We start from the raw sequence: 23,401 nt of genomic DNA, 5'->3' as shown, positions 1-23,401 counted from the left end.
CGCTTCCGATGATGGCACGATTGCGGTCCTCGGGCGGTTCGCTGCGCAAGCGCTGGGCGACGGCCTCTGGTCGTGCCGTGGGAGTGGCAGGTGTACGGTTCGCTGCCGTGTCCGCGACTCCACGCCGCACTGAATGGCCGGAACAACGGTAAGAGTCGAGTCCGTCACGACTATTCCCCCTTCCCTATCTCCGTGATTCTGCTACATTCTCCCCATCAGTCGGGAACTGAGCCGCCGCCATAGGCCGCGCGCCAACCATCCCTAATCCCCACACAGCGAGACAGCCGCGGACCTTCCGCCACTCGCCCGGATTAGGAATGAAGCATTGGCAGTCAGCGATTGGTCAACGACCGCAGCAGACAATGGCACGGTAGGCGCGGTCAACATCGCGGAAGGTTGTCCGTCTGCAAACCTGAACAACGCCGTCCGGGAGGTCATGGCGCAGGTTAAGACGTTCACCGACGCCCTTCCCGACGCTTATCAATACAAAGACCCGCTGCTCACTGCGCTCGCGGCGCTGACGACATCCGCCAACCAGGTCATCTATGCAACAGGGCCGGACACATTCGCGGTCACAGCGCTAACAGCGTTTATTCGCACGCTTTTGGACGATGCGGACGGGCAAGCCGCATGCCTGACGCTTGGGGCGGTGCGCGTGGCGGCTCTGTCGATCGCCAATCCCGGCTATGTGCGCCTCCAGGTCGGCGCGTCTTCCTATGTGCAGTTCGCATGGGGCACGTTCACATGTCCCGCGAACAGCTCGGCCACAGTCAATTACGCCGGGAGCTTCCCCAATGCATCTTTCCCGATATGTAGCGGCTCAGATGGCAATCCTGGCGGTCAGGACAATTTGCCCGCGGTGACGGGTGGGTCTGCGACAAAGGACGGCTTTACCGCCTACAACGCGGCGAACGGGGCCGTCTCAGGCTACTATATCGCGGCGGGGTACTGATTATGGCCCTGATCCACGTTTTTGATTACGTCGAGAACCGCCGCACTGGCGTCCCTATGGCTGGCGTTATTGTATCCGCGCTCTACAAGGGGACGCAGACAGTCGCTCCGATCTATGCGGATGAGGATCAGACTCCTCTCATTCCAGAAAATCAAGCCACCACCGACGCTGATGGGAATTATTCCTTCTACATCGAACAGGGGCAGTACTCCCTCCTCTATTCGGTAGGATCGTCCGTCATCAAGACGGTGGAGGATTTTACGCCTGGGCTCTCGGGCCCCTCCGGCCCTGCCAACAGTACCTATTCAACCACCGCCGATCTGGAGGTTTCGGCCACCTCCAACGTTAGCGCGATCCTGTCGGAAGCGGGGAAGGCGGGCACCTTCACGATCCGAGATTATGCCGACTTCACAGCAGAAGTGGCAGCGGACACGGGCAAGGTGAACTATATCCGGTCCACCTCCAGCACCGACAAGGTGTGGGTTCGCACATCCATACTTTCGCAGGCCGCTGACCAGATCGGGACGGCGGCGGGTGTTAGCGTCGAGGCGGCGCTTGCGACCAAGGCAACCATCAATGACGAGGGCGTGCTTGTTGGCGCCGAAGCTGCCAACATCGCGTCCAGTGGCACCAATACCTTGTTCATTCGACCATCGGTCAATGTCACGGATGGGACGCTGTTCAAGAGCGCCACGACCAACTTCGCCACACCCAAGCCGGTCGAGATCGATGGCTCGATTGTACAAGCAACCGTTTCTGAAGCATTCCGAATCCGGCCGACGCCCAATAGCGCAGCTCTGGGCGTGGATATCCTTCAATCCTCCCCATCGTCTGGCACTCAATCAGGGCCTTTCTACTTCAACGTCATAGAGGCGACGATCCGCTCCGCCCTGACCACAGGCGGAATCCCCGGCAATCCCGGCAGCGGCACTTGGGCTGGCTTCCAGTGCAGCGTCAACGCAGGCGGCGTAAATTATGACGGCGATAGCGTCATGGGTGGGTCGTTCGGTGTCGTCCAAACGCTGGCGGACACTTCGCTGGGCGATAAGAACGGCTTGTCCTCTGGCGTGGTGATCGACGCCTTCACGCTCGGAAAGGGTTATGGCGGTTCCAGCGGGGCGACGGTTGGGCCTGACGGTTCCTGTCCCGCGATGGTCGGCTACGAAACCGATGTCATCATTGAAAGCCCGAACGTTGACCATGTTGTGGGTTTCAATAGTTGGGCGGGCGGCAGCGAACAGGGTATTTACACTCACGCGGCCTATACCATCGGCGCAGCGGGCGGGATGGGCCAGAATGGCAACGGTGTAGCCGGGTGGCTAACGGGTTTTCGTCTCTTCACTCAAGGCGGGCTGACGAACAGCCCCATGGACCCCACCGGTTCACTGTTCGACAGCGACCATGAAGCCGCGCTGGCCAACATCTTCAACTACGAGAATGTGACTGTCAGCGGGCACATCTTGAAGTTCGACAATGTGAAGCTAACGGGGCTGGGCCAGCTTTCCCTCCCCCACGCGTCTGCGGGCATAGGGATTGGCGATGTTTACGACGAAGACGCCTGGCTTAGCCTGGCCCCGCCAAGTACCGGCAAATATTCCCTATTCATCAGCGGTGGCGCTGCCCCAACTGATATACGCGCTTGGGGCTTCTGGATGGATTCTAGCGACGGGCATCTGCACTTCCGCGATGGCTCTGGAAACCACTTCCGCCTTGTCCGGGAGGCGGTGTGATGGAGATCGACGGCAACAAGGTCATCGAAGCCATCAAGGCCCAGCGCAACCAGGCGATGGACGCTGTGGCTATGCTTCAGGCGCGGGTCGTCGCGCTTGAGGCTGAACTGGCGGCGCTCAGGGCAAACCAGAAATGAACAACGCGGGGGCGCATAAATTGGACGGTTATCAAGAAGCGGGGAAACACGCGCTGGACGCGCTTTCGGTTGTGACGGTGCTGGGGACGCTGGCGAACATCCTGCCGTCTGTGGCGGCGGGCCTATCGATCATATGGACGGCCATCAGGATCATGGAAACCAAGACAGTCAGGGGCTGGCTCAGCAAGGGAGATGCTGATGCTGAAGGTTGACGCTGCTGGCGAGAAGCTGATCAAATCGTTCGAGGGTTGCAAACTGGCCGCCTATCCCGATCCAGCTACGGGCGGCGAGCCGTGGACGATCGGGTGGGGCAGCACAGGTCCCGGCATTCGGAAGGGCGTCATCTGGACGCAAGCCCAGGCCGACGCGCGATTTTCTGCCGATATCGTCAAGTTCGCCGCACTGGTGGCTGCGAAGATCGGGGATGCCCCGACGACGCAGGGGCAATTCAACGCCTGTGTCTCGCTCGCCTACAACATCGGCATGGGGGGCTTTGGGCAATCCACTCTGCTGCGACTGCACAGGGACGGCGACTATGACGACGCCGTCAAGCAGTTCGCCCGCTGGTGCAATGCCAATGGGCGAAGAATGACCGGCCTTGTTCGGCGCCGGGAGGCGGAAGCCAAAATGTACAGGGGGAAATAACCATGAACGAAGTGACCGTTGAACAGGCTGTTGCCGCTGTCCGCCAGATCGCGCTTGTCGCGGGTGGTTGGGCGATCGGGCGCGGTTATCTCCAGCAGGACACCTTGACCGCCCTCATCACCATTGCCGGGCTCGCTGTCCCCTTCATCTGGGGCCAGAGCAAAACCCGCAAGCTGGCGAAAAAGTGAACCTCGGCCCAGCCCTGGCCGCCCTCTGGAAACGCTATTGGCCGCATCTCCTGGTCGGGGGTGCGGTCGTAGCGCTTATCCTGGGGCTGGTCATCCAATCCTTCCGCCTATCGGCCACCCAAGGGGCGCTCGCGGCGGAAAAGGCGGCAAGGAAGGCTGATACCGCCGTCTTTGCCCGCGCGCAGTCAGAGGCCGCGCAAATGGCCCTAGCCGCCAAGCTCAAGAAGGAAACCGAAGATGTCCGCAAAGCTGATGCGGCCGATGCCCGTGCTGCTGACCTTGCTGTTCGTTATCGCTCTCTCAGCCTGCAATACGCCCAGGCTCAACGTGCGGCCAGCGTCCAGCATCTGTCCGGCGCCACCGAAACCGCCTCGGGCGGCGACGGACCCGATCGAAGCGCCGTCCTTCCTCTCGGGCAATTAATGATCCCGGAGGCCGATGCTTTTATCTGCGCTGGGAACCAGGCGAGATTGGAAGCCGTCAGGGAATGGGCTCTCGGCCTTTCCGCCTCGCCTCCTCAATAAGCCGCCTTATCTCTGAGAACAGCATGAGGGTGGGTGCGTCGTTCACCCCTCTCTGTTGGGCTGCTATGTTCATGAGGCGTTCGAGATCATCTGCGGAGAGGGTTACTTGGGCCATGCCCCTTGTTCGCGGAATGTTCTGATTCGGGCAAGCCTCAATCCACCTGACGCATTGCCGCGAGAATGACCATCGGCGGGATAAACACGAACCACGCGATGACCTGCGCTGTGTCCTTGTCCATGCCGTTGTATTTGAGCGATGCCAGCGCGATCAGACCGAATGCGAGCATGATCATCAGCCCGCCGCGTACATGGGGCGAGACGCGCCAGCGGGCGCTCAGCAGACGCCGCAGGCGGCTCATGCAGGCTTCTCCGATAAAGCAGTGATGGCGGCGGCGATCCAGTCGGCTAAATCCTCATGGTCCTTGTCCACGATGATCGCGGCGAACTTTTGCCCGTCCTTGAAACGGCACTCGATATGCCATTCATCGTCACCATCGCGAACAGTGGCGCATTGAACAGGACAGGTCGCGGCCACCTCTGCCGCCTCCCTCAATCCCTGCTCCCGGCCAGCGGCTTTCATGCGGGCGAGGATTTGCACAGTCTGGGCCTGATCGTGATGACCAGCCAATATGCTTTCCGCCCTCGGATGCTCTCCCAGAAGCCGCCATAAGTCAGCAGCCGCCTCCCGCACTTCCTGATCTATCTCGTCGGTCATGCTCTATCCCCCAGGCTTTCCTTCGCCGCCACGATAGCAATGACAGCGCGCTTGATCTCCTCTGCGATCGGGGCGAACATGCTCTGCCCGCCTAGCGCCATGTCGATGCGCTCCAGTTCGATCGCCAAGGTCGCCTGAATTGCAGGAACCCGCTCCATGCTGCCTGTGTCCTGCCCGCGATAGGCTTCCAGTGCCAGCGCGTCCAAGGCGTCGTCCAGATGGTGTAGCGCGTCTTGGATGCTCATGCTTTATCCTTCCTTACCCGGCGAGGGGCGCGGCGCGAGATACCATGCAGCGCCGAAAGCCATCATGGCAATGTCAACGCGGTCGCCAACGTCCCAACCGTCTCGCCAGAATGGGATGCCCATACCCTTCGCGAACGCATAGGCGACGAACGCCACACAAAGCGATCCGATCAGCCTACTCATGCGCTGCTTCTCCATCCGTGGTGCGGCCCTCGGGCGTGGGGTGGGTCTGTGTGCGGTTATGTGTATGCAACCAACGTCCAGCACCGATTTGTTCCGCTTTCGTGCGCGTGAACGGATTGGGAACAGTGGCGGAAATGCGTGGTCGGTTAGCCCTCCGAAGGCAAAGGCCAGAGGTTCGAATCCTCTTGGGTGCGCCACTCCCTCCCCTGCCGCAGCACCGCCCGTTCATGGTCGAGCAGATGACGCTTGACCTCGAGGCCCCCGGCAAATCCAGTTAGTGCGCCGGTTGATCCTACAACGCGGTGACAGGGCGCAATGATGGAAAGCGGGTTGCGTCCATTGGCAGCGCCCACCGCACGTGATGCCGAAGGACGGCCGATATTCCGCGCGATCTCGCCATAGCTGCGCGTCTCGCCGAAGGGGATGCGGAGCAGTGCAGCCCAGACGCTCTGCTGAAATTCCGTACCGTGAAAATCGAGGGGAAGATCGAAGCTGGTCAGACGGCCGGAGAAATATTCCCGCAATTGTCTGGCGGCTTCCTGGAGCAGAGGATGGGTTGGCGCTTCTTTCCCTCGGGACAAGCGGACGCGGGTGGGATCGTCATTCTCCCACAGCAGCGCAGCCAGTCCATGTTCGCTCGCGACCATGGTGAGGTCGCCAACGGGCGAAGCGAATATACCGAACGCGAAGGTCATGACCGATCCTTTCCTCCTGACATGCTCCGACGATAGGGCAAAGTCACGGCGGCGGCTTCCCGTCTCTTACGTTCAAAGGAGTGGCTGCTTCAGCGAGCCTCCACCCCCTCAGGCAGGACAACGGCGGACCAGCTTTTGCCCGCCGCGAGATATTTGGCCGCGAGCGCCTGAAGCTGGGCGGGCGTCACGGTCAACATATCCTGGGCCATCGTCTGCATCGCCTGAACATAGCGAGGGTCGTGCGTCGCGCCCTCCATCTGGTTCATCCAGAACGCATTGCCCGTGCTCGCGCGCATGAGCAGCTGGCGCATGGGAGCGACGGCGCGCTGCAATTCGTCGTCCGTGACCGGATTCTTGGCGAGGTCGGCGGCGGTGTCCTTCACTACACCGTAGAAATATTTGACGCGGTCAGGCCGCACCTGGCTGGTGACCAGGATGTAGCCGCCACTCTCATAGGAGAATGGCCAGTTATTCTGCACGCTGGGCGAATAGGCGGCGCCTTCTGTCGATCGCAGCTTGTCGAACAGCCGGTCGTTGAAGATCTGGGTGAGGATTTCCAGCTGACGGGCTTCCTTGGTGAGCGCGAAGCCGCCTGCCGTAGGCCAGGCCATGACAGCCGCCGCCTGCTCCTTGTCGCCCTTGTGCCGCAGGATGACGGGATTAGCGACCGGGGCCGGAAAGCGCATCTGCTTATTGATGGCCGGAACCGGGATATCCTGACGCGGCGGCATCGCACCAAAAGTCGCGGCGACTGCGGCGATTGCGTCGTCCGCTTTCACCTGTCCGAAGATCTGCACTTCAATGGGGCCTGAGGAGAGCAGCGGCTCCCACGTGGCGCGGAATGCCTGCGGCGTCAGCGCCTCGATCTCGGGCCGCGAAGGCGTGCGGAAACGGACATCCTTGTCATGCAGCAGCCAGTTAAGGTCGCGGGCCAGCATCGAATCCGGCGCTCGCGCCATTGCATCATAAGCGACAGCCGCACCTGTCTTCACGCGGGCGATCGGCGCAGGGTCCCAACCCGGCGCGGCGAGCTTGGTAGCGAACAGCTGGAGCTGATCCTTGTAGTCGGCCGGGCGCGTCACCGCTTGCAGCTCAAAGGCGTCGTCGTCGATCGAAAAGTCCATGCCCATGCGGCGGCCATTGGTAAGGTCGTCCAACTCACGCTGACCCAGCTTACCAATGCCGCTTGCCACCAGCGCATAGTTGGCCGCCCATCCAGGCGCGGCCTTAGTAGGCGAAAATGCCTGCTGGCCATGACCGAAGCGCACGTTGATGCGAACCTTTTCCGTTTCCGCATCGTTGGCGAAGAGGGTCAGCTTTACCCCATTGGCGAAGACGATGCTTTCCATGCCGGGCAGTCCGACAGGGGTGCGCGAAACGACTTGGCCTGCCGGTCCGATCTTGGGCAGATCCGCCATCGTGATGGCCTTGTCCGCCAGCCGGGCATTGGTGGCGGCCTTCACCGGCGCGGCGACGGCGGCGGCCAGCTTGGCTTCCATGCCGGGCACTGTCTTTCCGGTGATGAGCAGCGCGCGGAACACGCCTGCGGAAAACAGGCGGCGGGTCGAATCGAGTATCTTCTGCGGCGTCATCGCCGGTTTGCCTGTGCGGAAAATATCGAGTGCGGCTTGCGGGCTGACGGTCGTCTCGCGAATATCGACGGCGCTCACGAGATCGCTCGCCTGTTTGGCGCCCGCTTCGGTGTCGGCATTTTCCACCTGGATCGCCAGCGCCGTGTCCAGCTGGGCATATTCACGATCGATTTCGAGTTGGCTGGGCGCACTGGCCTTGGCGTCTTCTATGATCGCGCGCACATCACCCAGCGCCTTTTCCCAACTTTCCCCAGTGGGCACGATGGTGACAAAGGTGCCGTCGGCCGAACGGCTGACGTCCTGCTGATCGACGCTCGCCTGGATGAAGCTGCCCCCACTGCGCGCTGCCTGCTCCAGTCGGCGGCTGATGATCTGCAGCGCCAGCATGTCGGTCAGCTTGTCCTGATTATAGACGATCGTGTCGGCGTGCGGCTTCCATGGACGAAGCCACGCCATGGTGAGACCGGTCGGTGAGCCCGGCTCGACCGTGACGCGGGTCGCAGGCGTTTTTGGATCGGGCTCGCCAAAGTCGGGCAAGGAGGCCCCCTTCCCCGGCACCGACCAGTTTGCGAAATTGTCCTTGATGATCTGCTCGGCGACGGCCGGATCGATGTCCCCAGCGATGGACAGGACAGCATTTTCAGGCCGATACCAGCGCTGATGGAACGCCTCCATCCGGGCGGCCGTGACAGCGTTGAGTGTGGCGACAGTGCCGATCGGACTGCGATCGGCCAGCGGTTGCCCCGCGAAAAAGTGGCGGCGGCTCGCATCGGAAATGCGCATCTGCGGGCCGTCGCCCTCGCGCCGCTCGGCCAGCACGACCGCACGCTCGGCAGCGACGGCGTTGTCCACGATATTGGGGTCGGCCATCATGCCGGCCAGTATCTTTAGGCTTTCTCCCAAGCTCGTCTGCGTCGCTTGCGGCAAGTCGAGCGCATAGGTCGTGCCGGTAGGCGTGGTCTGGGCGTTGCTATCGCTGCCGAAGGTCACGCCCAGCCGCTGCCAGATCCGCTTCGATTCTCCATCGGGCACATGGCGCGACCCCCGGAAGGTCAGGTGCTCCATGAAATGTGCGTAGCCCAGCTCGTCGGGCTGCTCCATCAGCGAGCCGACGTCCATGCGCAGACGTATCGAAACTTGGCCCGGCGGCACTCCGTTGCGCCGGACCGCGTAGCGCAGGCCATTGGGCAGAATGCCAAACCGCCACGCCGGATCGATCGGCACATCGCTATTTTCGTACAGCCATGGGCGAACTTGCGCGAGCGTGTCGCTGGTGGCGACGGGTGATTTGGCGGTGACAGGCTCCGTCCGCGCGGACAGCGGGACGGGCGATCCCGAAAGCAGCAGCGCGAGGACGGACAGCGAAACGGCGGAGCGCCGAGGAGAAAAGCTCATGCGCGACAGCCTAGAGCCAAAATTCTGAATGGCTACTGACAAAGAGCCGGGTCGCTACTTAGCGACGCCTGATGGCTGCGCCCGACGCCCGCTCGCGTCGAGCGCGGTCGAGACGCCGCCATTTCGCGGCTTCTCGACTTCGCTCGACGCGAGCGCAGCTATTAAGACAGAACGGTCTTTAGCGTGCGCCAGTCTTCTGCACGGCGGCCTTGTGAGCACCAACGCCTCCACGACGCCGGCGGAAGTTCTTCTTCGCGGGCTTGGCTTCGCCATCGGGCCGGTGAGCGCGTTCAGCGGTCCCGCGCTGTTGCCGCTGATCGTCCTGATAGCGGCGCTGGCCGTCGGCCCGCTTCGCCTTCTGCTCCGGCGTCTGCTCGCGGCCCTTGCGGGGCGGCGCCGCCTTGGGAAGATTGCGGACGGCCTCTACGAAATTCTCAGGCAGCGGCACGATGTCGAGCTTGATGCGCGTGGTCCGTTCGATCGCCTTCAGATAGGGCTTCTCATCGTCAGCCACGAAGCTGATCGCGACGCCTTCCGCCCCTGCGCGTGCGGTGCGGCCGATGCGGTGAACATATTGTTCGGGGACATTGGGCAGTTCAAAGTTGATGACATGGCTGACGCCCGACACGTCGATGCCGCGCGCGGCGATGTCAGTCGCCACCAGCAGCTTTACATGACCGTGGCGGAAAGCCTGAAGCGCCGTGGTGCGCTGCGCCTGGCTCTTGTTGCCGTGGATCGCGGCGGCCTGAATACCCGCGCCTTCCAGGAAGCGGACGACACGGTCCGCGCCATGCTTGGTGCGAGTGAAGATGAGGGCGCGGTCGATCGCCTCATTCTTGACGGTGAGCGTCAGCAGCGCCTGCTTTTCGGCCTGGTTGACGAAGGTCGCCTGCTGGCGGACACGCTCGGCAGTGGTGGACTGAGGCGCGACGCTGACCTTCACCGGATTGTGCAGGAATTGCGCGGCCAAAGACTCGATCTCGCCCGGCATGGTAGCGGAGAAGAAGAGGTTCTGCCGCTCCTTCGGGAGCAGCTTGGCGATGCGCTTCAGCGGATGGATGAAGCCCATGTCCATCATCTGGTCGGCCTCGTCGAGAACGAAGATTTCCGTGTCCTTGATGGTGAAGGCGCGCTGATCGATCAGGTCGAGGAGACGGCCCGGAGTTGCAACCACAATATCGACGCCGCGGCCGAGGGCGCGGATCTGGCGGTTGATGGGCACGCCGCCGAAGACGACTTCGACCGAGAGCTTGAGGAAGCGGCCATAGTCACGGAAGCTCTGAGCAATCTGGGCGGCCAGTTCGCGGGTTGGTGACAGGACGAGCATCCGGCAACCCTGAAGCGGGGTCGGCTTGGGATTACGGGCGAAATGGTCAAGGCTGGGCAGCGCGAAGGCGGCTGTCTTGCCAGTGCCGGTCTGCGCGATGCCGCACAGGTCCTTGCCCTGAAGCAGGACGGGAATCGCCTGCGTCTGGATCGGGGTGGGGGTGGCGTATTTCTTGGCGGCGAGCGCCTTTAGAATGGGCTCGGCGAGACCAAGGTCTGTGAAATGCATGAATTAACTCTCGAATTGAAAAGGCTCAGGCGCCAACGAGTTGCAAATCGCAACCGGGTGCAAGGCGGGTTACGAAACGACCCGCGTGAAAAGGGAAGCCTCAAAGCTTGGCGCAGACTTTCATTGGCCGGCCCCGTTACCCCATGAAAGGGCCGGAACGATCACGCTGCCAATCGCTGATGGGCCATGAAGGCCGCCCGCTGCGTTGCGGGCCATATGCGTTCATTCATGCAAAAAAGCAAGGGGCTCCGCCTTTTAGGGAGCCCCATGCAACATCAGAGCGACACTTCCACGTGCTTGCCGCGCATTTCGTCACGCACATCGCCGCCAAACATCTGCTTGAACACGCCGCCAAGCGACATGTCCGCGCGCCAGATTTCGGCATGGCCGAGATCGAACCGCAGCATCAGGAGGTTGGGGTCCTGCCGCCCGCCGGGATACCAGGCAGCGACTTCATGGGTCCAGTAGCGGTCGATCACGGCAGGATCGGTTTCCGGGACCAGCGTACCGTCGATGCAGGCGAAGAGATAATGGCCTTTGCCGGCAAACTGCGCCATTGCCGCGCCACCCGGTGCCAGCCGGTTGTCCTTCGTCGTATAGAACCAGAAGCAATGATTGGCGCCCGGGTCCAGTTGAGCCGTCATCGGCAAGCTATGTTCATGAGAACCCTGCAATCCGATCATCACGAAAGGGCTCTGCGACAATTCGGTCCAGAAACGGTGGCGGATATCGGCCTCGTTGCTCATCCTCATTCTCCTGCTCGTGCAAACATGGACTCAATTGTCGGCAACAGGTGAAGTTCCGATCATCCTATCACGAAAGCTTGATCTTAAGCAGGCTTCTCTCCACATAGCAGCCATGCTGATCGAGACAGAATCCACGCCAAATCCGGCAACCGTCAAGTTCATCCCGGGCCGCGTCGTGATGGGCATGGGCACGCGCGATTTCGCGACGCCCGAAGAGGCGGAAGCCTCTCCCCTCGCCGCTGCGCTATTCGGGCTGGGAGACGTGACCGGCGTTTTCTTCGGCGGAGATTTTATTTCGGTCACCATCGCGCCCGGCGCGCAGTGGAGCGACGTCAAGCCGGAGATCCTGTCCATCCTGCTGGACCACTTTTCCGCCAACATGCCACTCTTCACGCCGGGTTCGGCGGGAGAGATCGTCGTCCCGGCTGAGGAAGAATTTGCCGACGACCCGGCCGATGCGGAAATCGTCGCGCAAATTCGCGAATTGATCGATACGCGCGTCCGGCCCGCCGTCGCCAATGATGGGGGCGACATCATCTATCGCGGCTTCGAACGCGGCACGGTGTATCTGCGCATGCAGGGTGCTTGCTCTGGATGTCCTTCCTCCACCGCCACGCTGAAAAACGGCATCGAACAGCTGCTGAAACATTATGTCCCCGAAGTGACGGAAGTCCGCGCCGTCTGAGATGATCGCGGCGGCATTTGGCAAATCGGACCGGATCGACTAACCGCATCAACGGACCATTCATCCAGGCCGGTTCTACGGGGGATTTTCTTGCGCATTCTCGTCATCGACACCGCGACGCAAGCGCTGTCCGTGGCGCTGCTCGACGATGGCGTACCCGCGGGGCTTTTTCATGAGATTGTCGGGCGGGGCCATGCCGAAGCCCTGATGCCTGCCATCGCCGCGCTGCCCGAAGGCGGGCGCGCCGACGCGATCGCGGTAGATCTGGGGCCGGGCAGCTTTACTGGCGTGCGGATCGGCATTGCGGCGGCGCGGGCACTTGCGCTTGCCTGGTCGCTACCCTTAAAGGGTTATGGCGCGCTCTCGCTGATCGCCGCGAAGGCGGCGAAGCAGCATAGCGGCGGCCCGATCGCGGCCACCATTACCGGAGGGCATGGCGAACTGTTCTGGCAATGTTTCGAGCCCGACGGCCTGACCCCTATTACGCAGCCCGCATCCACGCCCATTCCGACATTGGCGGCGATGCTGGATGAGCCGGTTCTCTACGGCACCGGCGCAGAGGCGCTGGTGACCGCGCGAGGGCATGGCGCTGCCGTCACGCTTTATCCCAATTCGGCGGATTATCCGTTGATCGCGGGGCTGCCCCCGCTGCCCCCCTCGCCCATTTACTGCCGGGACGCCGACGCGCAGCCCATGCCGAGCCGGCCATGATTCCGGGAATGATCCTGGACACCTATGAGGAGGGCGAGCGCAACGCGCTGGCCGACGCCATGGAGGTCATGACCCAGGCGTTCGACCCGGCCTATGGCGAGGCGTGGACATTGCCCCAACTGGCCGGGGTCATGATGATGCCGGGAACCTGGCTGACGATCGCGCGCGTGGATGCCGCCGCGCTCGGCTTTGCGCTGGTGCGATCGGTGCTGGACGAGTGCGAATTGTTGCTGCTGGCGGTCCATCCCTCGTGGCGCGGACGCGGGATCGGCAAGGAACTGTTGATCGACAGTCTCAAGACGGCGCGACGCCGCGGCATAAGGTCGATGAATCTCGAAGTGCGTTCGTCAAATACAGCGATCAAGTTGTATGAAAAAACTGGCTTTGAATATGTACATCGCCGTCCCGGTTACTACCGGGGAAGCGACGGACAACTTCACGATGCCCTCAGCTTCCGTATAGAAATGCTCGGATAGTCTGGATCGCCCTTGCTAATCGCCAAATGAGGGTATAACGCTGATGTACCGCTCGTGAAACGAAATCGCCTGGGCGGGTCGCATTAAATTTAGCCTTCGCAGGATAACAGAAATGGAAATCGAATCGGCGCAGAGCGAGCTGCTCATTACTTTGACTTCGGATATTGTTGCAGCGCATGTATCGAATAACAGCGTTGCCGTGTCCGACGTGGCGACACTTATCCAGAATGTACACGCCGCTCTTTCAGGGCTGGCGACCCCCGCTGCTGTTCCGGAAGTAAAGCCGGAACCCGCAGTGTCGGTCCGTTCTTCAATCAAGCCCGACTATATTATCTGCCTGGAAGACGGCAAGAAACTGAAGATGCTGAAGCGGCATCTGATGACCCATTATCAGATGACGCCGGAAGATTACCGCGCCAAGTGGGGCCTGCCGGCCGATTATCCGATGGTCGCGCCCAATTATGCAGAACAGCGCCGCTCGCTGGCCAAGAAGATCGGCCTCGGCACAAAGCGCCGCCGCACCCGCGCAAAATAAGCACGGTCTGCGGACAATCTGTCATAGGAAGGGGCGCATTTGCCGTGCGCCCCTTTAATGATGATGGAAATGCCGCTAATTTCGGCGGAATATCTGACAAATTGGAATGAGCGAGCCCGCATGAACCGCAAGATCGACGTAGAAGCCCTTTGCCATGAAAAGGGTCTGCGCATCACTGAGCAGCGCCGGGTAATCGCTCAGGTGCTGAGTGACGCGTCCGACCATCCGGATGTCGAGGAACTGCACAAGCGCTCTTCGGCCATCGACCCCGGCATTTCGATCGCCACCGTCTATCGCACGGTGCGGCTGTTCGAAGAGGCAGGCATATTGGAGCGGCATGATTTCGGCGACGGGCGCGCGCGCTACGAAGCGGCCCCTGAAGCGCATCATGACCATCTGATCGATGTCGAGACCGGCAATGTGATCGAGTTCGTCGATCCGGAGCTGGAGCAATTGCAAAAGCAGATCGCCGAGAAACTGGGCTTCCGCCTGGTCGATCACCGCATGGAATTGTACGGCGTATCGCTCGACCGCAAGAACTGAACGCTTGCGGCGGATACGCTATTATTCACGCATAGGCGCATTGGCGGGCAGTCTGCTGCTTTGCCTTATTCCGCATTTGCTCTGGCGGGCGGTGGGACGGCGATCCCATTGGCCGCGCCGCTTTCTAGGATTGGCGGCGCGAGCGGTCGGGGCGCGCGTGCGGATCGAAGGTCATCCCTTCCATGGCGACAGTTTCATCATCGCCAATCATGTAAGCTGGATCGACATATTGGCACTTGGCGGTGCGACCGGGGCTGCCTTCGTCGCGCATGACGGCATTGCGGGTTGGCCGCTGATCGGCTGGCTGGCGGCGCAGAACAACACGCTGTTTGTCGCGCGTAACCGGCGCGGCGCGCTTACCGACCAGATAGAGGCGCTTCGCGCGGCACTGGCGGGGCATCAGCCGGTCGCTCTGTTTCCGGAGGGGACGACCAGCGATGGGCTGAGCCTGTTGCCGTTCAAGCCATCACTGCTCGCGGTGCTGCTGCCCCCGCCGCGCGAGGTGATGATACAGGCGGTGCATATCGACTATGGCGCAGCGACGGCCGATATCGCCTGGCACAGCAATGAGCCTGCGGACCATAATGTGAGGCGGCTGCTGGAACGGCCCGGCAGGCTGGACGTGACGTTGCGTTTTCTGGAGCCTTTCGACCCGTCGCTTTACCCAGATCGCAAGCAGCTGGCGGGGGTTACCAGGGAGAAGATTGCGGCGAGCATCGCCATGCACCTGCCGCCTTTCGCTCCGGCCACTGCGCCTGTATAGCTGGACGGCATGAATCGTAACGACGCCCAAAAAACTCCAGCGACATTCCACGTCAAATCCTTCGGCTGCCAGATGAACGTCTATGATGGCGAGCGCATGGCCGAGATGCTGGGCGAACGAGGCATGACCGCTGCGACCGATGGGGCGGACGCGGATCTGGTCATCCTGAACACCTGCCACATTCGCGAAAAGGCGGTGGACAAGGTCTATTCAGACATCGGCCGTCTGAATCGCGAGGATGGCACACGGCCGATGATCGCGGTCGCGGGCTGCGTGGCGCAAGCCGAGGGCGGCGAGATAAGCCGCCGGGCGCGGAATGTCGATATCGTGGTGGGGCCGCAAGCCTATCACCGGCTGCCCGATTTGATCGAGAAGGCCGGGCGTGGCGAAGAAGCGGTTGATACCGACATGCCGCTGGCGTCCAAATTCGGCGCGCTGCCCGCCCGGACGAAGCAGGCGCGGCCCACCGCCTTCCTGACCATCATGGAAGGCTGCGACAAATTCTGCACCTATTGCGTCGTTCCATATACGCGCGGGGCGGAGATCAGCCGCAGTTGGGGCGCGATCCTGGATGAAGCCAAGGCGCTGGTCGATGGCGGCGTGCGGGAAATCACGCTGCTGGGGCAGAATGTGAACGCCTGGACCGGAGAGGATGATAAGGGCCGCGTCCAAGGTATGGACGGGCTGGCTCGCGAGCTGGCGAAGATGAGCGGGCTTAAGCGCATCCGCTACACCACGAGCCATCCCAATGACATGAGCGACGGGCTGATCGCCGCGCATGGCGAAGAACCCAAGCTGATGCCGTTCCTGCACCTGCCGGTTCAGTCGGGCAATGACCGTATCCTGAAAGCCATGAATCGCAGCCATAGCGTGGGCAGCTATCTGCGGATCATCGAACGTGTGCGGGAAGCACGGCCGGACATCGCCTTGTCTGGCGACTTCATCGTGGGCTTTCCGGGCGAAACCGACGCTGAGTTCGAAGATACTCTGAAGATCGTCGAGCAAGTGCGCTATGCGCAATGCTATTCGTTCAAATATAGCCCGCGTCCCGGCACGCCCGCCGCGGATATGGACGGCCAGATCCCGGCGCAGGTCATGGATGAGCGGCTTGCGCGGCTGCAGGCGCTGATCAACCGGCATCAGGTGGAGTTCAACGCCGCCACGGTGGGCCGCCGCACGGACATTCTGCTGGAGCGCAAGGGCCGTCATCCGGGGCAGTTGATCGGAAAAACGCCCTGGCTCCAGTCCGTCCATGTCACCGCGCCGGAACTTTCCATCGGCGACATGGTCGAAGTCGATATCATCAGCGCCGGCCCGAATAGCCTGGCCGGCGAACCTAGCAGGAGGAAAGCCGCTTGAACCCATTCCAAGTCGTTCCCGTCGCTACGGGAGCCCATCTCCGGACCTGTCCGCCAGGATCGATCGGCAGGAGATGGATATCCGCCCTTGCGGAAATGACTGACGGAAAGGGAGGCTGCTGAATGTCCAAAAAACCGAGCCAGAGCCAGCGCAGCGACACCACGGAACGCGCGCGATTGGAAGTGACCTTTGACCGCCCTCACCTGCTGGGTGCATTGTTCGGGCAATATGACCAGAATCTGGTGGCGATCGAAAATCGCCTGGGCGTCTATATCGCGGCACGCGGCAACAAGCTGCAGATCGAGGGCGAAGCCGAAGCTGCGGCGCGGGCGCGGGATGTGATGACCGGGCTCTACAACAGGATCGCGGCGGGGCAGGAAATCGACAGCGGCGCTGTGGAGGCCGTGATCGCCATGTCGGCCGAACCGACGCTGGACGGCATCATCCGCCATGACGTCGCCGAACCGCCCAAGGTGATGATCCGCACGCGCAAGAAGACGATCGTGCCACGCTCCGCCACGCAGGTCACCTATATGGAGGCGCTGTCGCGGAACGACATCATCTTCGCGCTGGGGCCGGCGGGCACGGGGAAGACTTATCTGGCCGTCGCGCAGGCGGTGAGCCAGCTCATCACCGGCAGCGTCGATCGGCTGATCCTGTCCCGCCCCGCAGTCGAGGCGGGCGAGCGGCTGGGCTTTTTGCCCGGCGATATGAAGGAGAAGGTCGATCCCTATCTGCGGCCGATCTATGACGCGCTCTACGACACATTGCCCGCCGAACAGGTGGAGCGGCGGATCGCGAGCGGGGAAATCGAGATCGCGCCGCTGGCCTTCATGCGCGGGCGAACGCTGGCCAACGCCTTCATCGTGCTGGACGAGGCGCAGAATACGACCGTGGCGCAGATGAAGATGTTCCTGACCCGCTTCGGCGAAGGGAGCCGCATGGTGATCTGCGGCGACCCGCGGCAGGTGGACTTGCCGCAACCGGGGGTTTCGGGACTGGCCGACGCGGTGGCGCGGCTGGAAGGGGTGGACGGCATCTCGGTCGTGCCCTTCAATATCGCGGACGTCGTCCGTCACCCTGTCGTGGGACGGATCGTTCAGGCTTATGAGGGGCCGGATGCGTAACGGAGCCTGTATAAATGATTGAAGTTGCGGTTCTTCACGAGGAAGGCTGGCCGGGCGAGGATTGGGAGATGCTTGCCCAGCGAGCCGTGGCCGCAGCGATCATTCATAGCCCTTACGCCGCTTTCGCAACGGACGAGGCGCTCTATGAAGTCGCGGTCAAGCTGACGAATGATGAAGAGGTCCATGGCCTCAACCGCGCCTATCGGGCCAAGGACAGGCCGACGAACGTCCTGTCCTTCCCCATGGTGCAATCGGACCTGCTGGAAGCGACCGCCAACACCGACGATGGCGAGGTTCTGCTGGGCGATATCGTGCTGGCAGAGGGCGTCTGCGCCAGCGAGGCGGCGGAAAAGGGCATCTCCATCGCGGATCACGCCACGCATCTGATCGTCCATGGGACTTTTCATTTGCTGGGATATGATCATATGGAAGACGCCGAGGCAGAGGCGATGGAAGCGTTGGAGACCCAGTCGCTACACAGCCTTGGCATTACCGATCCCTATGGGGATCGCCAGACAGGACAATAGGAAGAGCAATGGCTGAAGGCAGTCCGAAGGACGGCAACGGTTCAAAGGAATCGGACAGTAGTAGTCACGAGGGCGGTTTATGGAGCGGCCTGAAGTCGCTGCTCTTCGGTGAAGACGAAAGCCCCAGCCTCCGGCGCGAGCTGGAGGAGGCGCTGGACGAATATGATGAGGAAGAGCAGGATGAGGGCACGCCCTCCCCTGCCAATGGCGACCTGTCGGCGATCGAGCGCCAGATGGTGCGCAACCTGCTGCATTTTTCCGAGCATACGGTCGATGACGTCGCGGTGCCGCGCGCCGATATCATAGCGATCGAGGAAAAGGCGAGCTTTACGGAACTGGCGGCATTGTTCGCGGAAGCCGGACACAGCCGCATTCCGGTGTATCGCGAAACGCTGGATACCATCGTCGGCATGGTTCACATCCGCGACGCCTTCGCCATCCTGGCGGGCAAGGCGCCGGTTCCGGAAACGCTGGAGCCGCTGATCAGACAGCCGCTCTATGTGCCCGAGAGCATGGGCGCGCTGGACCTGCTGGCCGAAATGCGCGCCAAGCGCACCCACCTTGCCATCGTGCTGGACGAATATTCCGGGACCGAAGGATTGCTGACCTTCGAGGATCTGGTCGAGGAAATCGTGGGCGATGTCGAGGATGAGCATGACGACGCTCCCGAAGCACTGCTTGTGCCCTTGGAAGGCGGGATGTGGGAAGCCGATGCGCGTGCCGAACTGGACGATGTCGCCAAGGAAATCGATGAGCGGCTGGCCGAAATCGAGGAAGATGTCGATACGCTGGGCGGGCTGGCCTTCGTCATCGCAGGCCGTGTGCCCGAGGCTGGCGAGATACTTGACCATGAGCAGAGCGGCTGGAAACTGGAAGTGGTGAGCAGCGATGGGCGCAGGGTGACACGGCTACGGCTTCATCCTCCGGCGCGACGGAAGACGGACGAGGAGGAGTGACGACTGGGCGGGCGCGGGTGGCCTGATGAGTTGATCCGGGGCGTTGAGGGTGTTCCCGCTTTCGACTGAGGACGGTCGCCAGTCCTTCGTCACCCCGGACTTGATCTGGGGTCCCGCTTAACATTGCCAATCAGAAGAAGCGGGATGCCGGCTCAAGGCCGGCATGACGGTAGAGTTGTCGGCTAACGACCACTACGAGACGTTTGGCGGTCGAGATTTCGCCGCTCATAGCGGACGTTATTCCTCTAACTCGCAGAACAAATATGTTTTGAGCATGGGGGCGGCCTTCTTCGTCCATCTGTAACTGCTCGGGGCAGATTGCTGTGATAATTCCTCTAGATAGCCCAGCGCGGAAATGTGCCGCAGAAGTGTATTTGCCTCATTGTCTCTCTCGTCGTTTCCAGTCCGCAAGTGCGATTCTCCATGCGGAGATAGGCTCAAGTAATTAAACCGATACGCTAGTTGCATCACCAGAAAACCTAAGATTTCTTCGAAATCCAAACCTTTTGCGAAGTCGGCATCGGCCACATCATCGAGTTTATCGAATGAAAATTCAAGCCGATGAGCATGATTATGCCCCTCGCTCATCAATCTTCTGCTTCGAAGAAAATCGAACACTGCTTCATCATGCGACATGGGCGAGACATAGTTCAATGCCCCGTTATGCCAGAAAACGGGATTGGTCTTGGCGTTATCAAGATCGACACCCCAAACGAGAGCGACGCGCAGCAGTCCCCGATAAATGGCTCTTTGATGTTGTTGCTGTTGATCCGACATCACAGGTGCAAAAATCCCGTTTACGCATGACTGTTATTGACGTTTTGTATCCGATTGCAGCCAGTCGGCAACCCACCCAAAACCGACGTTGACACTGCGTTACCAATTGGCGGCTATCAGCTAGCCTCTCCCCCTTCGGGAGGTGGAATGATGGGATGAAACAGGGGCCATGCGGCAGGACAAAATATCGATAAGGCGTGGCGCGGCGTTTCCCCTGCCCTTTGCCATTCCGGCAAGCGCCATGCAGGCATGGCTGCTGGCATTTATTTGCGTCGTGACTTTGGCGTTTGCAGTTCTCACTCCGCCTTTTCAGGCGCCGGACGAAAATCAGCATTATATGAAGGCGCTGCTTTTGTCGGACTGGCGTGTGTTGGTGGAGCAGCGGGGCGATTTGATTGGTGCTGAGTTGCCGCGATCGGCTGTTGACCTGCATGGGGTGAGCTTTCCGACCGATGTGCCACCTGAATTACGCCGGTTCGACCACGCGATGTTGGCGAAGGCGTGGGTGGCCGACGCAGGACGGCCGGGAACGAGCTTTGCCGACTTTCCTAATGTCGCCAATTATGCGCCGAGCTTATATGCGCCGGGCGCTGCCGGGCTGCTGCTGGGCGATATGCTTGGCCTCCCCCGCTTGGGGAGCTTCTACATCGGGAGGCTGATCAATGCGCTCGCGGGTCTGGTGCTGCTGGGTGTGGCGCTGAGCCTTATGCCATTCGGCCGCAATGGCTTGCTGGCGACGGCGCTGCTGCCGACATTTTGTTATCAGACGGGGTCGCTTTCCCCGGATGCTGTCATCAACGGGATTGGATTTGTTGGACTGGCGCTTTCGCTGCGCATGGCCGCAATGGGGAGCAATCCCGCGCGATCTGCCGGACTGCTGATTGCCGGACCGCTACTGGCGCTGGCCAAGGGGGTTTATCTGCCGCTGATGGCTGCGGGGCTGCAATGGCCGCAGCATCGGCGGGACGCAAGGCCGTGGCTGCTGCTTGGCGCGATGGCGTTAGGCGCAGTGGCCTTCGTCGCGTGGATGAAGATGTCGGGCGGGAGCCAGGCGCTCTATCACATCATGTCGCGCAAGACCGGCGAGACCGTCATGACCGCGCCGCTGGGCGCGCAGCTTGCGGTCATAATGGCCGATCCGATTGCGTTCGGCCAAACGCTTGTTTCCAGCGTCATCGAGCGTGCGCCGGTCTATGTGCTGCAAATCGTCGGGCGGTTCGGATGGAACGCGATCCTGCTGCCGCTTGCTGCCTATCCGTTAGCGGGCGGGATGCTGGCCGCAGCGGTGCTGAGCGGGTCGGGAGTGCGGATCGGCATGGGCCGTCGGCTGTGGTGGCTGGCGGTAGCGGCTGGCACTGCGCTGCTGATCGAAACGGCCATGTATCTGACGGGCACGCCGCTGGGGGCCGATTTTATCCAGGGTACGCAAGGGCGCTATTTCCTTCCGCTGCTGCCGCTCGCCTTGCTGGCGATCATGCCGGGAGCTGGCTTGAGGATGGCGCGACCGATCTTCGTAGGTGCGGCGCTGCTGTTGCTGCTGGTGGCAGTCGCCAGCGCCTATGACAGTTTCTGGGTTCACGGCTTCGTCACGACCGACGGGATGCCGCCGCATCAGCGGTTAAGCGGTGCGCTGCTGCTCCCCTCGCCGCGCTGGTAGCCAGTGGCGGCAGAGGAATAGCCAGCCTAGCCCTTCGACCCAGCCTGCCATGACGTCGCTCGGCCAATGAACTCCGAGCCAAACGCGGCTGATGCCGATCAGGGCTATGATCAGCCCGGCGGCGGCATAAAAGCTCCGGCGTCCGGCCAGCATGGCAAGAGCGCCGAACAGCATCATGTTGCCCGCCGCATGGCCGCTGGGGAAGCTGTAGCTATGGACGATGTCGAGATGGGGCAGCAGATCGGGACGCGGCGCGGCGAAGATCTGCTTGAGGCCAAGATTGAGAAGGGTCCCGGCCGCCATGGTCAGCGCCAGCCAAGCGGCGTCCGGCCGCTTGCCCTTCCACAGCAAAATGGCGAGAGCCGCGGCGAGGATGGCAAAGCGGCCGCCGGTGTCGCCAAGGATCGACGCGGCTACCATCAGTGATGTGATGGCGGGGCTGCTGTCGCGCGCTTGCCCCGCCGCGCTCATCGCGCCGATGTTCAGGCCATCGAAGAACCCCGACCGCTGCAGCAGGGCGATGGCCAGCACGCAAAGGAGCGCGAAGGCGAAAGCCCCCGCGCCGCTTAGCCAGGATCGGCGATCAGATATGAAGCGCGCGCCCATAGGCGGCGAGCACGCTTTCGTGCATCGATTCCGAAATGGTCGGATGCGGGAAGACCGTGTGCATCAATTCCGCCTCGGTCGTTTCCAGCGTCTTGCCGACGGTGAAGCCCTGGATCATTTCGGTGACTTCGGCGCCGACCATGTGCGCGCCCAGCAGTTCGCCGGTCTTAGCGTCGAACACGGTCTTGGTGAAGCCTTCCGCCTCGCCCAGCGCGATCGCTTTGCCGTTGCCGATGAAGGGGAACATGCCGACCTTCACCTCATAGCCTGCTTCCTTCGCCTTGGCTTCGGTGAGGCCGACGCTGGCGATCTGCGGGTGGCAATAGGTGCAGCCCGGAATGTTGCGCGGGTCCATGGCATGCGGATGCTTGCCCGCGATCGCTTCGGCCGCGATCACGCCTTCATGGCTGGCCTTGTGCGCCAGCCATGGCGGCGCGGTGATGTCGCCGATCGCCCATAGCCCATCGACATTGGTGCGGCACATTTCGTCGGTCTTGAGGAACCCACGGTCGTCCATCGCGACGCCCAGTTCCTTGAGGCCGATATTTTCCGTGTTGGGAACGATGCCGATGGCGACGATGACATGGCTATAGTCGCCATTGACGATCTTGCCGTCCTTGCCCTTGATCGCGGCCTTTACGCCATTCGCGCCGATTTCCAACTTTTCCAGGCCCGCGCCGGTCATGATGGTCATGCCCTGCTTCTTCAGCGCCTTTTCGAGGAAGGCGGAAACGTCGGCATCCTCGACCGGAACGACGCGGTCGAGCATTTCGACGACCGTGACGTCCGCGCCCATGTCATTGTAGAAGCTGGCAAATTCTATGCCGATGGCGCCCGACCCGATCACCAGCAGCTTGGTCGGCATTTCGGGCGGGGTCATAGCGTGACGGTAGGTCCAGACGCGCTTGCCGTCCGCCTTAGCGAAGGGCAGGTCGCGGGCGCGCGCGCCGGTGGCGACGATGATGTTCTTCGCCGTCAGCTCCTCGGTCTTTCCGTCCTTGGTGACGCTGAGCTTGCCCTTGCCGGTCAGCTTGCCCTCGCCCATGTGGACGGTGATCTTGTTCTTCTTCATCAGGTGCGTGACGCCCTGATTGAGCTGCTTTGCAACGCCCCGCGAGCGCTTCACCACCGCGTCGATATCAGCGCTGATCTTTTCAGCGGCCAGGCCATAATCCTTGGCATGCTGCATATAATGATAGATTTCGGCCGAACGCAGCAGCGCTTTGGTGGGGATGCAGCCCCAGTTGAGGCAGATGCCGCCGAGATTTTCGCGTTCGACGATGGCGGTCTTGAGCCCCAGCTGCGCGGCGCGGATCGCGGCCACATAGCCGCCGGGCCCAGAACCCAGAACGATGACATCGTAATTGTCAGCCATGA

29 protein-coding genes are annotated in these 23,401 nt (G+C 61.7%); 18 read left to right on the top strand and 11 right to left on the bottom strand.

Going from position 1 to position 23,401, the window contains the following annotated elements; all coding sequences use genetic code 11:
• The first annotated feature begins 325 nt into the window (after positions 1-325).
• From EP837_RS12935 to EP837_RS12910, 7 genes are read left to right on the top strand one after another with little or no spacing between them, the layout of a single operon-like run.
• Positions 326-952 carry a gp53-like domain-containing protein gene (locus tag EP837_RS12935; protein WP_066528282.1) on the top strand — a complete coding sequence of 209 codons (627 nt, stop codon included), beginning with the start codon at positions 326-328 and terminating at the stop codon, positions 950-952.
• 2 nt (positions 953-954) lie between these two features.
• Positions 955-2,682, top strand: coding sequence for a hypothetical protein (locus tag EP837_RS12930; RefSeq protein WP_066528278.1), 1,728 nt, complete (start codon positions 955-957; stop codon positions 2,680-2,682).
• The gene (locus EP837_RS20990) at positions 2,682-2,819 is read left to right on the top strand and encodes a hypothetical protein (RefSeq protein WP_156518493.1); all 138 of its coding nucleotides are present in this window, start codon (positions 2,682-2,684) and stop codon (positions 2,817-2,819) included. The genes EP837_RS12930 and EP837_RS20990 overlap by 1 nt, the downstream gene beginning before the upstream one ends.
• Positions 2,816-3,031, top strand: coding sequence for a hypothetical protein (locus EP837_RS12925; RefSeq protein ID WP_066528276.1), 216 nt, complete (start codon positions 2,816-2,818; stop codon positions 3,029-3,031). The genes EP837_RS20990 and EP837_RS12925 overlap by 4 nt, the downstream gene beginning before the upstream one ends.
• Positions 3,018-3,464: a lysozyme gene (locus EP837_RS12920; protein ID WP_066528273.1), complete on the top strand. Its 447-nt coding sequence runs from the start codon at positions 3,018-3,020 to the stop codon at positions 3,462-3,464. The genes EP837_RS12925 and EP837_RS12920 overlap by 14 nt, the downstream gene beginning before the upstream one ends.
• Before the next feature lie 2 nt (positions 3,465-3,466).
• The gene (locus EP837_RS12915; RefSeq protein ID WP_066528271.1) at positions 3,467-3,652 is read left to right on the top strand and encodes a Pam3-gp28 family putative phage holin; all 186 of its coding nucleotides are present in this window, start codon (positions 3,467-3,469) and stop codon (positions 3,650-3,652) included.
• Positions 3,649-4,176 (top strand): hypothetical protein, encoded by a 528-nt coding sequence (locus tag EP837_RS12910; protein WP_066528269.1) that lies wholly within the window; start codon positions 3,649-3,651, stop codon positions 4,174-4,176. Before EP837_RS12915 ends, EP837_RS12910 begins: the two co-directional genes overlap by 4 nt.
• A gap of 152 nt (positions 4,177-4,328) precedes the next feature.
• Here the strand turns inward: EP837_RS12910 and EP837_RS12905 are convergent, their stop codons facing one another.
• The 8 genes from EP837_RS12905 to EP837_RS12870 form a co-directional block, all read right to left on the bottom strand.
• Positions 4,329-4,535 carry a hypothetical protein gene (locus EP837_RS12905; protein ID WP_066528267.1) on the bottom strand — a complete coding sequence of 69 codons (207 nt, stop codon included), beginning with the start codon at positions 4,533-4,535 and terminating at the stop codon, positions 4,329-4,331.
• Positions 4,532-4,891 carry a hypothetical protein gene (locus EP837_RS21355; protein WP_197486283.1) on the bottom strand — a complete coding sequence of 120 codons (360 nt, stop codon included), beginning with the start codon at positions 4,889-4,891 and terminating at the stop codon, positions 4,532-4,534. Before EP837_RS21355 ends, EP837_RS12905 begins: the two co-directional genes overlap by 4 nt.
• Entirely contained in the window at positions 4,888-5,136 is a 249-nt protein-coding gene (locus EP837_RS12895; protein WP_066528265.1) for a hypothetical protein, read from the bottom strand. The genes EP837_RS21355 and EP837_RS12895 overlap by 4 nt, the downstream gene beginning before the upstream one ends.
• A 3-nt stretch (positions 5,137-5,139) precedes the next feature.
• On the bottom strand, positions 5,140-5,319 hold the full coding sequence (locus EP837_RS12890; protein ID WP_066528261.1) for a hypothetical protein: 180 nt from the start codon (positions 5,317-5,319) through the stop codon (positions 5,140-5,142).
• A gap of 146 nt (positions 5,320-5,465) precedes the next feature.
• Positions 5,466-6,014, bottom strand: coding sequence for a methylated-DNA--[protein]-cysteine S-methyltransferase (locus tag EP837_RS12885; protein ID WP_066528258.1), 549 nt, complete (start codon positions 6,012-6,014; stop codon positions 5,466-5,468).
• 89 nt (positions 6,015-6,103) lie between these two features.
• Positions 6,104-9,001, bottom strand: coding sequence for a M16 family metallopeptidase (locus tag EP837_RS12880; protein WP_066528257.1), 2,898 nt, complete (start codon positions 8,999-9,001; stop codon positions 6,104-6,106).
• A 178-nt stretch (positions 9,002-9,179) separates the two neighbouring features.
• On the bottom strand, positions 9,180-10,556 hold the full coding sequence (locus tag EP837_RS12875; protein WP_066528255.1) for a DEAD/DEAH box helicase: 1,377 nt from the start codon (positions 10,554-10,556) through the stop codon (positions 9,180-9,182).
• A 275-nt stretch (positions 10,557-10,831) separates the two neighbouring features.
• The gene (locus EP837_RS12870) at positions 10,832-11,302 is read right to left on the bottom strand and encodes a pyridoxamine 5'-phosphate oxidase family protein (RefSeq protein ID WP_066528253.1); all 471 of its coding nucleotides are present in this window, start codon (positions 11,300-11,302) and stop codon (positions 10,832-10,834) included.
• 112 nt (positions 11,303-11,414) lie between these two features.
• Between EP837_RS12870 and EP837_RS12865 the strand changes: the two genes are divergently transcribed.
• The 10 genes from EP837_RS12865 to EP837_RS12820 all read left to right on the top strand — a co-directional run bounded on the left by EP837_RS12865 (position 11,415) and on the right by EP837_RS12820 (position 18,984).
• Complete coding sequence (locus tag EP837_RS12865) at positions 11,415-11,987, top strand: NifU family protein (RefSeq protein WP_066528251.1); 573 nt, start codon at positions 11,415-11,417, stop codon at positions 11,985-11,987.
• Positions 11,988-12,077: 90 nt separating this feature from the next.
• Positions 12,078-12,698, top strand: a complete 621-nt coding sequence (tsaB, locus tag EP837_RS12860; protein ID WP_066528244.1) for a tRNA (adenosine(37)-N6)-threonylcarbamoyltransferase complex dimerization subunit type 1 TsaB — start codon at positions 12,078-12,080, stop codon at positions 12,696-12,698.
• On the top strand, positions 12,695-13,174 hold the full coding sequence (gene rimI / locus EP837_RS12855) for a ribosomal protein S18-alanine N-acetyltransferase (RefSeq protein ID WP_066528243.1): 480 nt from the start codon (positions 12,695-12,697) through the stop codon (positions 13,172-13,174). Before tsaB ends, rimI begins: the two co-directional genes overlap by 4 nt.
• A gap of 112 nt (positions 13,175-13,286) precedes the next feature.
• The gene (locus EP837_RS12850; RefSeq protein ID WP_066528242.1) at positions 13,287-13,709 is read left to right on the top strand and encodes a MucR family transcriptional regulator; all 423 of its coding nucleotides are present in this window, start codon (positions 13,287-13,289) and stop codon (positions 13,707-13,709) included.
• Positions 13,710-13,829: 120 nt separating this feature from the next.
• Entirely contained in the window at positions 13,830-14,252 is a 423-nt protein-coding gene (locus tag EP837_RS12845) for a Fur family transcriptional regulator (protein ID WP_066529439.1), read from the top strand.
• Positions 14,253-14,256: 4 nt separating this feature from the next.
• Positions 14,257-15,015: a lysophospholipid acyltransferase family protein gene (locus EP837_RS12840; protein ID WP_066528239.1), complete on the top strand. Its 759-nt coding sequence runs from the start codon at positions 14,257-14,259 to the stop codon at positions 15,013-15,015.
• 9 nt (positions 15,016-15,024) lie between these two features.
• On the top strand, positions 15,025-16,374 hold the full coding sequence (gene miaB, locus EP837_RS12835; RefSeq protein WP_066528236.1) for a tRNA (N6-isopentenyl adenosine(37)-C2)-methylthiotransferase MiaB: 1,350 nt from the start codon (positions 15,025-15,027) through the stop codon (positions 16,372-16,374).
• 122 nt (positions 16,375-16,496) lie between these two features.
• The gene (locus tag EP837_RS12830) at positions 16,497-17,501 is read left to right on the top strand and encodes a PhoH family protein (protein WP_066528230.1); all 1,005 of its coding nucleotides are present in this window, start codon (positions 16,497-16,499) and stop codon (positions 17,499-17,501) included.
• Between the two features lie 14 nt (positions 17,502-17,515).
• Complete coding sequence (gene ybeY / locus EP837_RS12825) at positions 17,516-18,028, top strand: rRNA maturation RNase YbeY (protein WP_066528228.1); 513 nt, start codon at positions 17,516-17,518, stop codon at positions 18,026-18,028.
• A gap of 8 nt (positions 18,029-18,036) precedes the next feature.
• On the top strand, positions 18,037-18,984 hold the full coding sequence (locus EP837_RS12820) for a hemolysin family protein (RefSeq protein ID WP_066528225.1): 948 nt from the start codon (positions 18,037-18,039) through the stop codon (positions 18,982-18,984).
• A 237-nt stretch (positions 18,985-19,221) separates the two neighbouring features.
• Here the strand turns inward: EP837_RS12820 and EP837_RS12815 are convergent, their stop codons facing one another.
• A complete protein-coding gene (locus EP837_RS12815; protein ID WP_066528222.1) occupies positions 19,222-19,761 on the bottom strand; it encodes a hypothetical protein in 540 nt (179 codons plus the stop codon).
• Between the two features lie 169 nt (positions 19,762-19,930).
• On the opposite strand from EP837_RS12815, the gene EP837_RS12810 reads away from it, so the two are divergent.
• Positions 19,931-21,418 (top strand): DUF2142 domain-containing protein, encoded by a 1,488-nt coding sequence (locus tag EP837_RS12810; protein ID WP_066528221.1) that lies wholly within the window; start codon positions 19,931-19,933, stop codon positions 21,416-21,418.
• Here the strand turns inward: EP837_RS12810 and EP837_RS12805 are convergent.
• Positions 21,380-22,024 (bottom strand): phosphatase PAP2 family protein, encoded by a 645-nt coding sequence (locus EP837_RS12805; protein ID WP_066528213.1) that lies wholly within the window; start codon positions 22,022-22,024, stop codon positions 21,380-21,382. The two genes, EP837_RS12810 and EP837_RS12805, sit on opposite strands and share 39 nt — an antisense overlap.
• Entirely contained in the window at positions 22,002-23,399 is a 1,398-nt protein-coding gene (gene lpdA, locus EP837_RS12800; RefSeq protein WP_066528211.1) for a dihydrolipoyl dehydrogenase, read from the bottom strand. Before lpdA ends, EP837_RS12805 begins: the two co-directional genes overlap by 23 nt.
• Positions 23,400-23,401 lie beyond the last annotated feature (2 nt).

The organism is Sphingobium sp. EP60837 (assembly GCF_001658005.1).
Classification (GTDB): domain Bacteria; phylum Pseudomonadota; class Alphaproteobacteria; order Sphingomonadales; family Sphingomonadaceae; genus Sphingobium; species Sphingobium tyrosinilyticum.
This window is presented reverse-complemented; position numbering and strand designations above follow the sequence as displayed.

Bases quoted from the DNA above. Each gene is read 5' to 3' on its own strand.
- EP837_RS12930 (WP_066528278.1), top strand. From the start codon at position 955: ATGGCCCTGATCCACGTTTTTGATTACGTCGAGAACCGCCGCACTGGC.
- EP837_RS20990 (WP_156518493.1), top strand. From the start codon at position 2,682: ATGGAGATCGACGGCAACAAGGTCATCGAAGCCATCAAGGCCCAGCGC.
- EP837_RS12925 (WP_066528276.1), top strand. From the start codon at position 2,816: ATGAACAACGCGGGGGCGCATAAATTGGACGGTTATCAAGAAGCGGGG.
- EP837_RS12920 (WP_066528273.1), top strand. From the start codon at position 3,018: ATGCTGAAGGTTGACGCTGCTGGCGAGAAGCTGATCAAATCGTTCGAG.
- EP837_RS12915 (WP_066528271.1), top strand. From the start codon at position 3,467: ATGAACGAAGTGACCGTTGAACAGGCTGTTGCCGCTGTCCGCCAGATC.
- EP837_RS12905 (WP_066528267.1), bottom strand. From the start codon at position 4,535: ATGAGCCGCCTGCGGCGTCTGCTGAGCGCCCGCTGGCGCGTCTCGCCC.
- EP837_RS21355 (WP_197486283.1), bottom strand. From the start codon at position 4,891: ATGACCGACGAGATAGATCAGGAAGTGCGGGAGGCGGCTGCTGACTTA.
- EP837_RS12895 (WP_066528265.1), bottom strand. From the start codon at position 5,136: ATGAGCATCCAAGACGCGCTACACCATCTGGACGACGCCTTGGACGCG.
- EP837_RS12890 (WP_066528261.1), bottom strand. From the start codon at position 5,319: ATGAGTAGGCTGATCGGATCGCTTTGTGTGGCGTTCGTCGCCTATGCG.
- EP837_RS12885 (WP_066528258.1), bottom strand. From the start codon at position 6,014: ATGACCTTCGCGTTCGGTATATTCGCTTCGCCCGTTGGCGACCTCACC.
- EP837_RS12880 (WP_066528257.1), bottom strand. From the start codon at position 9,001: ATGAGCTTTTCTCCTCGGCGCTCCGCCGTTTCGCTGTCCGTCCTCGCG.
- EP837_RS12875 (WP_066528255.1), bottom strand. From the start codon at position 10,556: ATGCATTTCACAGACCTTGGTCTCGCCGAGCCCATTCTAAAGGCGCTC.
- EP837_RS12870 (WP_066528253.1), bottom strand. From the start codon at position 11,302: ATGAGCAACGAGGCCGATATCCGCCACCGTTTCTGGACCGAATTGTCG.
- EP837_RS12865 (WP_066528251.1), top strand. From the start codon at position 11,415: ATGCTGATCGAGACAGAATCCACGCCAAATCCGGCAACCGTCAAGTTC.
- rimI (WP_066528243.1), top strand. From the start codon at position 12,695: ATGATTCCGGGAATGATCCTGGACACCTATGAGGAGGGCGAGCGCAAC.
- EP837_RS12850 (WP_066528242.1), top strand. From the start codon at position 13,287: ATGGAAATCGAATCGGCGCAGAGCGAGCTGCTCATTACTTTGACTTCG.
- EP837_RS12845 (WP_066529439.1), top strand. From the start codon at position 13,830: ATGAACCGCAAGATCGACGTAGAAGCCCTTTGCCATGAAAAGGGTCTG.
- miaB (WP_066528236.1), top strand. From the start codon at position 15,025: ATGAATCGTAACGACGCCCAAAAAACTCCAGCGACATTCCACGTCAAA.
- EP837_RS12830 (WP_066528230.1), top strand. From the start codon at position 16,497: ATGTCCAAAAAACCGAGCCAGAGCCAGCGCAGCGACACCACGGAACGC.
- ybeY (WP_066528228.1), top strand. From the start codon at position 17,516: ATGATTGAAGTTGCGGTTCTTCACGAGGAAGGCTGGCCGGGCGAGGAT.
- EP837_RS12820 (WP_066528225.1), top strand. From the start codon at position 18,037: ATGGCTGAAGGCAGTCCGAAGGACGGCAACGGTTCAAAGGAATCGGAC.
- EP837_RS12815 (WP_066528222.1), bottom strand. From the start codon at position 19,761: ATGTCGGATCAACAGCAACAACATCAAAGAGCCATTTATCGGGGACTG.
- EP837_RS12810 (WP_066528221.1), top strand. From the start codon at position 19,931: ATGCGGCAGGACAAAATATCGATAAGGCGTGGCGCGGCGTTTCCCCTG.
- EP837_RS12805 (WP_066528213.1), bottom strand. From the start codon at position 22,024: ATGGGCGCGCGCTTCATATCTGATCGCCGATCCTGGCTAAGCGGCGCG.
- lpdA (WP_066528211.1), bottom strand. From the start codon at position 23,399: ATGGCTGACAATTACGATGTCATCGTTCTGGGTTCTGGGCCCGGCGGC.